The 13,836-nt window shown below is 35.6% G+C and carries 10 protein-coding genes and 4 tRNA genes; all 14 read left to right on the forward strand.

Going from position 1 to position 13,836, the window contains the following annotated elements; translation table 11 throughout:
* Positions 1-30: 30 nt before the first annotated feature.
* The 14 genes from hpf to rpoC all read left to right on the forward strand — a co-directional run bounded on the left by hpf (position 31) and on the right by rpoC (position 13,786).
* Entirely contained in the window at positions 31-333 is a 303-nt protein-coding gene (hpf, locus tag H603_RS0110560; RefSeq protein WP_026708572.1) for a ribosome hibernation-promoting factor, HPF/YfiA family, read from the forward strand.
* A gap of 90 nt (positions 334-423) precedes the next feature.
* Positions 424-497, forward strand: a tRNA-Thr gene (locus H603_RS0110565).
* 57 nt (positions 498-554) lie between these two features.
* Positions 555-635: transfer RNA gene (locus H603_RS0110570), tRNA-Tyr, on the forward strand.
* 37 nt (positions 636-672) lie between these two features.
* A tRNA-Thr gene (locus H603_RS0110575) sits at positions 673-744 on the forward strand.
* A gap of 58 nt (positions 745-802) precedes the next feature.
* Positions 803-1,990 carry an elongation factor Tu gene (tuf, locus tag H603_RS0110580; RefSeq protein WP_026708573.1) on the forward strand — a complete coding sequence of 396 codons (1,188 nt, stop codon included), beginning with the start codon at positions 803-805 and terminating at the stop codon, positions 1,988-1,990.
* A 53-nt stretch (positions 1,991-2,043) separates the two neighbouring features.
* Positions 2,044-2,114, forward strand: a tRNA-Trp gene (locus tag H603_RS0110585).
* Positions 2,115-2,131: 17 nt separating this feature from the next.
* The gene (gene secE, locus H603_RS0110590) at positions 2,132-2,329 is read left to right on the forward strand and encodes a preprotein translocase subunit SecE (RefSeq protein ID WP_026708574.1); all 198 of its coding nucleotides are present in this window, start codon (positions 2,132-2,134) and stop codon (positions 2,327-2,329) included.
* 8 nt (positions 2,330-2,337) lie between these two features.
* Complete coding sequence (gene nusG / locus H603_RS0110595) at positions 2,338-2,889, forward strand: transcription termination/antitermination protein NusG (protein ID WP_026708575.1); 552 nt, start codon at positions 2,338-2,340, stop codon at positions 2,887-2,889.
* A gap of 70 nt (positions 2,890-2,959) precedes the next feature.
* On the forward strand, positions 2,960-3,397 hold the full coding sequence (gene rplK / locus H603_RS0110600) for a 50S ribosomal protein L11 (protein ID WP_026708576.1): 438 nt from the start codon (positions 2,960-2,962) through the stop codon (positions 3,395-3,397).
* Between the two features lie 14 nt (positions 3,398-3,411).
* Positions 3,412-4,101, forward strand: coding sequence for a 50S ribosomal protein L1 (rplA, locus tag H603_RS0110605; RefSeq protein WP_026708577.1), 690 nt, complete (start codon positions 3,412-3,414; stop codon positions 4,099-4,101).
* Positions 4,102-4,123: 22 nt separating this feature from the next.
* A complete protein-coding gene (gene rplJ, locus H603_RS0110610; protein WP_026708578.1) occupies positions 4,124-4,636 on the forward strand; it encodes a 50S ribosomal protein L10 in 513 nt (170 codons plus the stop codon).
* A gap of 86 nt (positions 4,637-4,722) precedes the next feature.
* Positions 4,723-5,091: a 50S ribosomal protein L7/L12 gene (rplL, locus tag H603_RS0110615; RefSeq protein WP_026708579.1), complete on the forward strand. Its 369-nt coding sequence runs from the start codon at positions 4,723-4,725 to the stop codon at positions 5,089-5,091.
* Positions 5,092-5,351: 260 nt separating this feature from the next.
* Positions 5,352-9,164: a DNA-directed RNA polymerase subunit beta gene (rpoB, locus tag H603_RS0110620; protein ID WP_026708580.1), complete on the forward strand. Its 3,813-nt coding sequence runs from the start codon at positions 5,352-5,354 to the stop codon at positions 9,162-9,164.
* 308 nt (positions 9,165-9,472) lie between these two features.
* On the forward strand, positions 9,473-13,786 hold the full coding sequence (rpoC, locus tag H603_RS0110625) for a DNA-directed RNA polymerase subunit beta' (RefSeq protein ID WP_026708581.1): 4,314 nt from the start codon (positions 9,473-9,475) through the stop codon (positions 13,784-13,786).
* Positions 13,787-13,836 lie beyond the last annotated feature (50 nt).

The following is a 13,836-nucleotide window of genomic DNA, read 5'->3' on the forward strand; positions in this document are numbered from 1 at the left end:
CAAGAAGTGTAACTATTAAATATATTGATTATGAAAGTAAGTGTTCATGCTGTCAACTTTGCGGTTGATGCTAAATTGGTAAATTTTGTTCAAACAAGAGTTGATAGATTAGAGAAATACTATGATAAGGTAGTTTGTTCAGATGTGTATTTGAAAGTGGAAAATACAAGTGATAAAGAAAATAAGCTTGTCGAGATTAAATTAAATGTTCCGGGTGATGATTTTGTGGTGAAGAAACAGTGTAAAACTTTTGAAGAGGCGGTAGAGCTTTCTTCTGAATCTTTAGAGCGTATGTTACTAAAAAGGAAAGAAAAGGTCAGGTTACATATTTAAATTGAAATTTTTTTAAAAAAATGTTTTGATTCATGGATAAAATTTCTACATTTGCAGTCCGTTAGAAATAGCGGACTTTTTATCAATACTGCCAGCGTAGCTCAGTTGGCTAGAGCAGCTGATTTGTAATCAGCAGGTCGTGGGTTCGAGTCCCTCCGCCGGCTCTAAATAGTGATGATATTGCATTAGGCTAATTGCAGTATTTAAAAGATAAAAAGTGAGGGGAGATACTCAAGCGGCCAACGAGGGCAGACTGTAAATCTGCTGTGTAAACTTCGCAGGTTCGAATCCTGCTCTCCCCACGAAATAGAAGATTTTTGAGTCTAATAAAAGAACTCTGCCGGTGTAGCTCAGGGGTAGAGTGCTTCCTTGGTAAGGAAGAGGTCTCGGGTTCAATTCCCGACATTGGCTCAAGAAAATATATTTTGAACACTAATAAATATTAATAAAAGATTAAAAACGAAGTAAAATGGCAAAAGAAACCTTTAACCGTTCGAAACCACACTTAAATATAGGTACGATCGGACACGTAGATCACGGAAAAACTACATTAACTGCTGCAATAACTAAAGTGTTATCTGATGCAGGTTACTGTCAAGCAAAATCATTTGATCAAATTGATAATGCTCCTGAAGAAAAAGAAAGAGGTATTACAATTAATACATCTCACGTAGAGTATGAAACAGCTAATCGTCACTACGCTCACGTTGACTGTCCAGGTCACGCGGATTACGTAAAGAACATGGTTACTGGTGCTGCTCAAATGGATGGTGCTATCCTTGTAGTTGCTGCAACTGATGGACCAATGCCACAAACACGTGAGCACATCCTATTAGGTCGTCAAGTAGGTATTCCTAGAATGGTTGTATTCATGAATAAAGTGGATATGGTTGATGATGAGGAATTATTGGAACTTGTTGAAATGGAAATTAGAGACTTATTGTCTTTCTATGAATATGATGGTGACAACTGTCCAGTTATTCAAGGTTCTGCTTTAGGTGGATTGAATAATGACGCTGCATGGGTGCCAAAAATTCTTGAATTAATGGCTGCAGTTGATGCGTGGATTGAAGAGCCAGTACGTGATACTGAAAAGCCTTTCTTGATGCCAGTTGAGGATTCATTTACAATTACTGGTCGTGGAACTGTTGCTACAGGTCGTATCGAAACAGGTATTGCTAATACAGGAGATCCAGTTGAAATCATTGGTATGGGAGCTGAAAAATTAACTTCTACTATTACAGGTGTTGAGATGTTCCGTAAAATCCTTGATAGAGGTGAAGCTGGAGATAACGTAGGTTTATTGTTAAGAGGTATTGATAAAGCTGATATCAAAAGAGGTATGGTTATTATTAAGCCAGGTTCAGTAAAACCACACAACACTTTCAAAGCTGAGGTTTATATCTTGAAAAAAGAAGAAGGTGGACGTCATACTCCATTCCATAACAACTACCGTCCACAGTTCTACGTACGTACAACTGATGTAACAGGAGTTATTACTTTACCAGAAGGTGTAGAGATGGTAATGCCAGGAGATAACTTAACAATCAATGTTGCTTTGTTAAGCCCAATCGCAATGAATGTTGGATTACGTTTTGCTATCCGTGAAGGTGGTAGAACTGTAGGTGCGGGTCAGGTAACTGAGATTGTAGCATAATTCAAATTAAATTATATAACCAGCAACTTCTTATGTTGTTGCTGGTTAATTCTACGGGCGTAGTTCAAGGGTAGAATAGCGGTCTCCAAAACCGTTGATGGGGGTTCGAATCCCTCCGCCCGTGCAAAAAAATATATCAAAATGGCAAACATAGTTAATTATATAACAGAATCATTTGAGGAGTTAAAGTCAAATGTTACTTGGCCTGTTTGGGCTGAGGTACAGCGTCTAACGATTATTGTTGCTATTTTTTCAGTATTATTCTCCTTGGCAACTTGGGGAGTAGATGAGTTTTTTGCAAAAGCATTAGCTGGATTTTTTAATTGGATAAAAGCTTAATTTTTGTGATGACAGATAATAATGTAAAAAAGTGGTATGTTGTTCGTGCAGTTAGTGGACAAGAGAATAAAGTGAAAGCTTACATAGAAACTGAAATTTCTCGTTTGGAAATGGAAGATTATGTTTCTCAGGTCTTAGTTCCTACTGAAAAAGTAGTTTCTGTAAAGGATGGTAAAAAATTAGTTAAAGAGAAAGTTTACTTTCCGGGTTATGTGATGATTGAAGCTAACTTGGTTGGTGAGATCCCCCATATTATTAAATCGATAACTAGTGTTATTGGTTTTTTAGGTGAGACTAAGGGTGGTGAGCCTGTTCCTCTTAGACTTTCGGAAGTAAATAGAATGTTAGGTAAAGTTGATGAGTTGGCTGTTAATACAGATACTCATGCTATTCCTTTCAACTTAGGTGAAACGATTAAGGTGATTGATGGACCTTTTAATGGTTTTAACGGTACGGTTGAAAAAATTAATGATGAAAAGCGTAAACTAGAAGTAATGGTTAAGATTTTCGGAAGAAAAACACCGTTAGAGTTAAGTTTTATGCAAGTTGAAAAAGTATAATTTTTGTTACATTACCTATAATATCTATTGCAATCGCTTCCAATGATTGTAATATAAAATTTTTAAAAAAATGGCTAAAGAAATTAGTAAAGTAGTTAAACTACAAGTTAAGGGAGGTGCTGCGAATCCGTCGCCACCGGTTGGACCTGCTTTAGGAGCTGCTGGGGTTAATATCATGGAGTTCTGTAAGCAGTTCAATGCTAGAACACAAGATAAACCTGGCAAAATATGCCCAGTACAAATTACTGTGTATAAAGACAAATCATTTGATTTTGTTATTAAAACTCCTCCTGCGGCCGTTCAGCTATTGGAAGCTGCGAAGCTTAAATCTGGTTCTGGTGAGCCTAATCGTAAAAAAGTAGCTAGTGTTACTTGGGAACAAATTAGAGCTATTGCTGAAGACAAAATGCCTGACTTAAATGCATTCACTATGGAGTCTGCAATGAGTATGGTTGCTGGAACAGCTAGATCTATGGGTATAACTGTATCAGGAGACGCTCCTTTTTAATTAAGAGAAAGACAATGGCAAAATTGACAAAAAAGCAAAAAGAGGCTGCTTCAAAAATTGAAAAGAACAAACTATATTCTCTAAAAGATGCTGCGGCATTAATTAAAGAAGTTTCTTCTGCAAAATTTGATGAGTCTGTTGATATCGCAGTACGTTTGGGTGTAGATCCAAGAAAAGCGAATCAAATGGTGAGAGGTGTTGTTACATTACCTCACGGAACAGGTAAAGATGTTAAAGTATTAGCATTAGTAACTCCAGATAAAGAGGCGGAAGCTAAAGAAGCTGGGGCAGACTATGTAGGTCTTGACGAATATTTACAAAAAATTAAAGACGGTTGGACAGATGTTGATGTAATCATCACTATGCCAAGTGTTATGGGTAAATTAGGTCCATTAGGTCGTATTTTAGGACCTAGAGGTTTAATGCCTAACCCTAAGACAGGTACAGTAACTATGGATGTTGCTAAAGCTGTTCAAGAGGTTAAAGCTGGTAAAATCGATTTCAAAGTTGATAAAACTGGTATTGTACATGCAGGAATTGGTAAAGTTTCTTTTGGAGCTGAACAAATTTTTGACAATGCACACGAAATTATTCAAACATTAATCAAACTTAAACCAACTGCTGCTAAAGGAGTATACATTAAAAGTATCTACCTTACAAGTACAATGAGTCCTGCTATTGCATTAGACCCAAAAGCAGTATAATTGGTAGTTAATAATTTTTAGTATGACTAGAGAAGAAAAATCAATCGCGATTGAAAATTTAACTGCACAGTTAGCTGGTACAAATATTGTTTACGTAGCAGATATTTCTGGACTGAATGCAGATACAACATCAAAATTGAGAAGAGCTTGTTTTAAAGCTGGGATTAAATTAGAAGTTGTTAAGAATACTTTACTTGCGAAAGCAATGGAGGTTTCTGAAAATGAATATGGTGAGTTACCAGAAGTTTTAACTGGAAACAGTGCAATTTTCATTGCTGATGTTGCGAATGCACCTGGAAAAATCATTAAAGATTTCCGTAAAAAATCGGCTATGCCAATTTTAAAAGGAGCTTATGTGAATTCTGAAATTTACATTGGAGACGATCAATTAGATATGTTGTCTACAATTAAATCTAAAGAAGAACTTCTTGGAGAGCTTATTGGATTACTTCAATCACCTGCTCAAAGAATCATCGCTGCACTTCAAAACAAATTTGCTGGAGAAGAGCAAGCTGAAACTGAGGAAGCAAAATAACAGCCGAGTTTATCTCAAATGTTATTACTTACAACGCGCACAATAAACAAAATATATTTTACAAATCATTTTAAACGATAGAAAAAATGGCAGATTTGAAACAATTCGCAGAACAATTAGTTAACTTAACTGTTAAAGAAGTTAATGAATTAGCAACAATATTAAAAGATGAGTACGGAATCGAACCAGCTGCTGCAGCTGTAGTAGTTTCTGCAGGTGGTGGAGAAGCTGCTGAAGAAGCTCAAACTGAATTTACAGTTGTATTAAAAGAAGCTGGTGCTTCTAAATTAGCAGTTGTGAAAATGGTAAAAGAACTTACAGGTTTAGGTTTGAAAGAAGCTAAAGATGTAGTTGATAGCGCACCATCTAATGTTAAAGAAGGTGTTTCTAAAGAAGAGGCTGAAGGTCTTAAAAAATCATTAGAAGAAGCTGGAGCTGTAGTTGAACTTAAATAGTTTAACTTAGTTTAAAGAATAAGGTTTAGGTCTTGAGTTTTACCACTCAAAGACCTAAACCATTTTTCGTATAACAAAAGTCTAGAATTTTATAGCTTTTGTGTTTATATTTTACCCCATTACGAGGAAAAAAAATTAACAGATAATAAGAAAGTAGTTATCCTAAATTGATTTTTAAAGATGTAATGGTTGTGAAATTTAGTAAGGGCGAAATAAACCTTGCAAAAAAATTACTTTTATAATCAAAATTTTGTCCATTGATGATTACAAATCAGACTGAAAGATTGAATTTTGCCTCTACAAAAAATATCCCGAACTATCCAGATTTTCTAGATGTTCAGGTTAAATCTTTTCAAGATTTTTTTCAATTAGAAACTAAATCTGATGAAAGAGGCAATGAAGGACTTTATAATACCTTCATGGAGAATTTTCCAATTACAGATACAAGAAATAATTTTGTATTGGAATTTTTAGACTATTTCGTAGATCCACCACGTTACACAATCCAAGAGTGTATCGAAAGAGGTTTAACACACAGTGTGCCTTTAAAAGCTAGATTAAAACTTTATTGTACAGATCCAGAGCATGAAGACTTTGAAACGATTGTTCAAGATGTATATCTTGGTACAATTCCCTACATGACGCCAAGCGGAACATTTGTTATAAATGGAGCTGAACGTGTAGTTGTTTCTCAGTTGCACAGATCTCCAGGGGTTTTCTTTGGTCAGTCTTTTCACGCTAACGGAACAAAATTATACTCTGCTAGAGTAATTCCTTTCAAGGGTTCTTGGATTGAATTTTCTACAGATATTAATAGCGTAATGTATGCTTACATCGACAGAAAGAAAAAATTACCTGTTACAACTTTATTCCGTGCTATTGGATTCGAAAGAGATAAGGATATCCTTGAAATCTTTGACCTTGCTGAAGAAATTAAAGTTTCTAAAACAGGACTAAAAAAATATATCGGTAGAAAATTAGCTGCTCGTGTATTAAATACATGGCATGAAGATTTCGTAGATGAAGATACTGGTGAAGTAGTTTCTATCGAACGTAACGAGATAATCCTTGATCGTGATACAATTATCGATAAAGATAATGTAGAAGAAATCATTGATTCTAACGTAAAATCTATTTTGTTACATAAAGAAGATGCTAATCAAGCTGATTATGCAATCATTCATAATACGTTACAAAAAGATCCAACAAACTCTGAAAAAGAAGCTGTTGAGCATATCTACAGACAATTGCGTAACGCAGAACCGCCTGATGAAGAAACTGCTCGTGGTATTATTGATAAATTATTCTTCTCTGACCAACGTTACAACTTAGGTGAAGTAGGTCGTTATAGAATGAATAAAAAGTTACAGTTAGATATCCCAATGGAAAAGCAAGTGCTTACCAAAGAAGATATCATAACTATCGTTAAGTATTTAATTGAGTTAATTAACGCGAAAGCAGATATTGATGATATTGACCACTTATCAAACCGTCGTGTTAGAACAGTTGGGGAACAATTGTCTCAACAATTCGGTGTTGGTCTAGCTCGTATGGCTAGGACTATTAGAGAGCGTATGAATGTTAGAGATAACGAGGTGTTTACACCAATAGATTTGATTAATGCTAAGACATTATCATCTGTTATTAACTCTTTCTTTGGTACTAATCAGTTGTCTCAATTTATGGATCAAACGAATCCATTAGCTGAGATTACGCACAAGAGAAGATTATCTGCGCTAGGACCAGGAGGTCTTTCAAGAGAAAGAGCTGGATTTGAGGTTCGTGACGTTCACTATACGCATTACGGACGTTTATGTCCTATTGAAACACCAGAGGGACCAAACATTGGTTTGATTTCATCTCTTGGAGTTTATGCTAAGGTAAACGGAATGGGATTCATTGAAACTCCTTACCGTAAAGTAACTGAAGGTGTTGTTGATTTAGAATCAACTCCTATTTACTTAAGTGCAGAAGAAGAAGAAGGTATGTTAATCGCTCAGGCGAATATCGAAATGGACAATTCAGGTAAAATCATCGCTGAAAACGTAATTGCACGTCAAGAAGGTGATTTCCCAGTTATTGATCCTGTAAAAGTTGATTATACAGATGTTGCACCTAATCAAATTGCTTCAATTTCTGCTTCATTAATTCCTTTCTTGGAACATGATGATGCGAATAGAGCCTTGATGGGATCTAACATGATGCGTCAGGCCGTACCATTAATTCGTCCTGAAGCACCTATCGTTGGAACTGGATTAGAGCGTCAAGTAGCTTCTGACTCTAGAGTATTGATAAATGCTGAAGGAGACGGAACTGTTGAATACGTAGATGCAAATATTATTACTATCAAGTACGATCGTTCTGAAGAAGAAAGAATGGTTAGTTTTGATACTGATGAGAAAACATACAACTTAATTAAATTTAGAAAAACGAATCAAGGAACAAGTATTAACCTTAAACCTATCGTAAGAAAAGGGGATAGAGTTATTCTTGGTCAAGTTTTATCTGAAGGGTACGCAACTCAAAACGGTGAACTTGCTTTAGGTCGTAACTTGAAAGTGGCTTTTATGCCATGGAAAGGATATAACTTTGAGGATGCAATCGTAATTTCTGAGAAGGTTGTTCGTGATGATATTTTTACTTCTATTCACGTGGATGATTATTCACTTGAAGTTAGAGATACAAAATTAGGTAACGAGGAACTTACAAATGATATTCCTAACGTTTCTGAAGAGGCTACAAAAGACTTAGATGAAAACGGTATGATTAGAATTGGTGCCGAGGTTAAACCTGGTGATATTCTTATCGGAAAAATAACACCAAAAGGAGAATCAGATCCTACTCCAGAAGAGAAATTGCTTCGTGCAATCTTTGGGGATAAAGCAGGTGATGTAAAAGATGCTTCATTGAAAGCGTCTCCATCTTTACATGGTGTAGTTCTTGATAAAAAATTATTCGCGAGAGCGGTAAAAGATAAACGTAAACGTACGCAAGACAAAGATGCTTTGGGTGCTTTAGAAATGGAATTCGAAACTAAATTTGTTGAATTAAAAGACAAATTAGTAGAGAAACTTTTCTTAATCGTTAACGGAAAAACATCTCAAGGTGTAATGAATGATTTGGGTGAGGAAGTTTTACCAAAAGGTAAAAAATACACTCAAAAAATGCTTTATGCTGTTGAAGATTTTGCTCACTTAAGCAAAGGACAATGGGTAGCAGACGATGCGACTAATAAAATGGTGAATGAATTAATTCATAACTATAAAATTAAGTTGAATGACTTGCAAGGTTCTTTACGTAGAGAGAAGTTCACGATTACTGTAGGTGATGAATTACCAGCAGGAATTTTGAAATTAGCAAAAGTTTATATCGCTAAGAAACGTAAGTTGAAAGTAGGGGATAAAATGGCTGGACGTCACGGTAACAAAGGTATTGTTGCTCGTATTGTTCGTCATGAAGATATGCCTTTCCTTGAAGACGGAACACCAGTTGATATTGTGTTGAATCCACTTGGGGTACCTTCACGTATGAACATTGGTCAAATTTATGAGACGGTATTAGGATGGGCTGGAATGAACTTGGGTAGAAAATTTGCTACTCCAATTTTTGATGGTGCTTCTCTTGACCAAATAAATGAATTGACTGATGAAGCTGGAGTACCACGTTTTGGACATACACATCTTTATGATGGTGGTACTGGAGAACGTTTTCATCAAGCAGCAACTGTAGGTGTGATCTATATGTTAAAATTAGGACACATGGTTGATGACAAGATGCACGCACGTTCTATCGGACCATACTCGTTGATTACACAACAACCACTTGGAGGTAAAGCTCAATTTGGAGGTCAGCGTTTTGGAGAGATGGAGGTTTGGGCACTTGAGGCTTATGGAGCTTCTAGTACACTTCGCGAAATCTTAACAGTTAAATCTGATGATGTTATTGGTAGAGCTAAAACTTACGAAGCTATCGTAAAAGGTGAATCTATGCCAGAACCAGGATTACCTGAATCATTCAATGTATTAATGCACGAATTGAAAGGTCTTGGATTAGATATTAGGTTAGAAGAATAAAAAAGTTATCAGTGACAGTCTCAGTATTCAGCTTATGTTGTTTACTGAGACTGAAGCTGTTTATGATAAATAAAGTTTTTAAGATTTATACCCGTAAATCGTTCCGATTTTTTAAAGACAGTGTGTTTTTAATTAGCACTTCAAATTACAATTTGGAGTTTAGAGAAGTAAGCCGCGGTAATGTTGAGTCGAAAGTATGAAAGTTCAAAAGTTTACAAATCTCAAGAGATTTTGAAAATTTAAGGATTTTACCCTTAGACTAGAACGAGAATCAATTTTCAATTGCTAATAAATCAATAGTAAAAACTATGATGAATAATAGAAATAATAATAATAAAGATAAGAATCCTGTAAAAAGGTTTAACAAAATATCAATTGGTTTAGCTTCTCCAGAATCTATCTTGAAAGAGTCTAGAGGTGAGGTTTTAAAACCAGAGACAATTAATTACCGTACTCACAAACCAGAGCGTGACGGTCTTTTTTGTGAAAGAATATTTGGACCTGTTAAGGATTTTGAATGTGCTTGTGGAAAGTACAAAAGAATTCGTTACAAAGGAATTATCTGTGACCGTTGTGGTGTTGAAGTTACTGAGAAAAAAGTACGTAGAGATAGAGTAGGTCACATCAATCTTGTTGTGCCAATTGCTCATATTTGGTATTTCCGTTCTCTTCCTAATAAAATTGGTTATATTTTAGGTCTTCCATCTAAGAAATTAGATATGATCATATACTACGAGAGATACGTGGTAATTCAAGCAGGTATTGCTAAAAATGCTGAAGGTGAATCTGTTCAAAGATTAGATTTCTTAACTGAAGAAGAATATTTGAATATCTTGGATACACTTCCAGCTGATAATCAATATTTAGATGATTTTGATCCTAATAAATTTGTTGCCAAAATGGGAGCAGAGTGTATTATGGACTTGTTAGCACGTATTGACCTTGATGAATTATCTTATCAATTGCGTCATTCAGCTAATAACGAAACGTCTAAACAACGTAAAACTGAAGCATTAAAAAGATTACAAGTTGTTGAGTCTTTCCGTGAGTCTAACTTAAACCGTGAAAATCGTCCTGAGTGGATGATTATGAAAGTGGTTCCAGTTATTCCACCAGAATTACGTCCGCTTGTACCACTTGATGGAGGTCGTTTTGCAACTTCAGATTTAAATGATTTATACCGTCGTGTAATCATTCGTAACAACCGTTTGAAAAGATTAATGGAGATCAAAGCTCCAGAAGTTATCTTGAGAAACGAGAAACGTATGTTGCAAGAATCTGTAGATTCATTATTTGATAATACTCGTAAAGCATCTGCTGTTAAAACAGAATCAAACAGACCATTAAAATCATTATCTGATTCCCTTAAAGGTAAGCAAGGACGTTTCCGTCAAAACTTACTTGGAAAGCGTGTGGATTATTCTGCTCGTTCGGTAATTGTTGTTGGACCTGAATTGAAATTGTTCGAATGTGGTATCCCTAAAGATATGGCAGCCGAATTATACAAGCCTTTTGTTATCCGTAAATTGATAGAAAGAGGAATTGTAAAAACTGTAAAGTCAGCTAAGAAAATAATAGACAAGAAAGAGCCTGTAGTTTGGGATATCCTTGAAAACGTAATTAAAGGTCACCCTATATTATTGAATAGAGCCCCTACTTTGCACAGACTTGGTATTCAAGCATTCCAACCAAAATTAATTGAAGGTAAAGCAATCCAATTGCACCCTTTAGTTTGTACGGCATTTAATGCGGATTTTGATGGGGATCAAATGGCAGTTCACTTGCCATTAGGACCAGAAGCTATTCTTGAGGCACAATTATTAATGTTGGCTTCGCACAATATCTTAAACCCTGCAAATGGTGCTCCAATTACGGTACCATCTCAGGATATGGTCTTGGGTCTATATTATATGACCAAAGAGAGATTGTCTACTCCTGAAAAGAAAATTTTAGGTCAAGATCTAGTTTTCTATTCTGCAGAGGAAACAAATATTGCATTAAATGAAGGAAGGTTAGAATTGAATGCTCGTGTGAAAATTAGAGCAAAAGATTTTAATGATGCTGGAGAATTAGTGTACAAAATTATTGAAACTACTGCCGGACGTGTATTATTTAATGAAGTAGTACCTGAAGCAGCTGGATATATCAATGATGTATTGACTAAGAAAAATCTTAGAGATATTATCGGTCACGTTTTGAATTCAACAAGTGTTCCTGAAACGGCAGCCTTCTTGGATAATATGAAAGACATGGGGTATAAATTTGCCTTCAGAGGGGGACTATCTTTCTCATTAGGTGATATTAGAATTCCAGATCAAAAACCACAATTAATTGCAGATGCTAGAGAGCAAGTTGAAGGTATCTCTGCAAATTATAACATGGGTCTTATTACAAATAACGAACGTTACAACCAAGTTATTGATGTATGGACATCTGCAAATGCGCAATTGACTGAGTTAGCAATGAAAAACATTAGAGAAGACCAACAAGGTTTCAACTCGGTGTACATGATGCTTGACTCTGGGGCGAGGGGTTCTAAGGAACAAATTCGTCAGTTAACTGGTATGCGTGGATTGATGGCTAAGCCTAAAAAGTCGACTGCTGGTGGTGGAGAGATTATCGAGAATCCAATTCTTTCTAACTTTAAGGAAGGTCTTTCAATTCTTGAGTATTTCATTTCTACTCACGGTGCGCGTAAAGGTCTTGCGGATACTGCCTTGAAAACGGCGGATGCAGGATATTTAACTAGAAGATTGCATGACGTTTCTCAAGATGTTATTGTTAACATCGAAGATTGTGGAACATTAAGAGGTGTTGAAGTATCAGCATTGAAAAAGAATGAAGAAATTGTTGAATCATTAGGAGAAAGAATCTTAGGACGTGTTGTTTTACAAGACGTAATTAATCCTTTAACTAATGAAGTTCTTATCGAATCTGGACAACAAGTTACTGAGGCAATAATGAAACGTATCGAAGCTTCTCCAATTGAAGGAGTTGAAGTTCGTTCACCATTGACTTGTGAGGCTGTTAAAGGAATTTGTGCTAAATGTTACGGTCGTAACTTAGCTACTGGTAAGATGACACAAAGAGGTGAAGCAGTTGGTGTAATTGCAGCACAATCTATTGGAGAACCAGGTACACAATTAACATTACGTACTTTCCACGTTGGAGGGGTTGCGGGTGGTATATCTGAAGAATCTAGCATTGTAACTAAATTTAATGGTAAATTAGAGATCGAAGATCTTAAAACTGTTAAAGGTGAAGACAATGATGGTAACGCAGTAGATATTGTAGTTTCACGTTCTACTGAATTAAAATTAATCGATGAGAAAACTGGTATTCTATTAAACACACATAATATTCCTTACGGATCTAGTATTTTTGTGAAAGATGGTCAATCTGTTGGTAAAGGTGATATTATCTGTAAATGGGATCCATATAATGGAGTTATTGTTTCAGAATTCACTGGTAAAATCGCTTACGAAGATTTAGAGCAAGGTCAATCATTCATGGTTGAAATTGATGAACAAACTGGTTTCCAAGAAAAAGTAATTTCTGAAGCTAGAAATAAAAAATTAATTCCAACTTTATTGGTTTACGGTAAAGATGACGAATTGATTCGTTCTTATAACTTACCTGTTGGAGCCCACTTAATGGTTGAAAACGGTGAGAAGATTAAGGCTGGTAAAGTCTTAGTTAAAATCCCACGTCGCTCTTCTAAATCAGGAGATATTACTGGAGGTTTACCTAGAATTACAGAGCTTTTAGAAGCGCGTAATCCTTCGAATCCAGCAGTGGTTTCTGAAATTGATGGAGTAGTTTCTTTTGGTAAAATTAAAAGAGGTAACCGTGAGATTATTATCGAATCTAAGTTTGGTGAGATTAAGAAATACCTAGTTAAATTATCAAGTCAAATTCTTGTTCAAGAAAATGACTTTGTAAGAGCGGGTGTTCCTTTATCTGATGGAGCAATTACTCCAGAAGATATCTTGAGAATTAAAGGGCCAGCAGCTGTACAACAGTACTTGGTTAATGAAATTCAAGAGGTTTACCGTCTTCAAGGGGTGAAAATTAACGACAAGCACTTTGAGGTAGTAATACGTCAGATGATGCGTAAAGTTAGAGTTCAAGATCCAGGAGATACATTATTCTTAGAGGATCAACTGATTCATACTAAAGACTTTATCTTTCAAAATGATAAACTTTACGGTATGAAAGTTGTTGAAGATGCGGGGGATTCTGCTAACTTGAAAGAGGGGCAAATCGTAACACCTCGTGAATTGCGTGATGAAAATTCATTATTGAAACGTAACGATCAAAATATCGTTGTGGCTCGTGATGTAATCACTGCAACTGGTACTCCAGTATTACAAGGTATCACAAGAGCATCTTTACAAACTAAATCATTCATCTCTGCTGCTTCTTTCCAAGAAACAACTAAAGTATTGAACGAAGCTGCAGTAGCAGGTAAAATCGATTACTTAGAAGGATTGAAAGAAAATGTTATTGTAGGACATAGAATTCCTGCAGGAACTGGTATGAGAGAATATGATAATGCAATTGTAGGTTCGAAAGAGGATTACAATGACATGATGGCTAATAAAGAAGAATATATTTACTAACTTTAGTAATAAGTCCATAGTAATTAGTGATTAGTCTTATGGCTAATCAC

The sequence above is a fragment of the Flavobacterium frigidarium DSM 17623 genome (genome assembly GCF_000425505.1).
In the GTDB taxonomy this organism is placed as follows: Bacteria; Bacteroidota; Bacteroidia; order Flavobacteriales; family Flavobacteriaceae; genus Flavobacterium; species Flavobacterium frigidarium.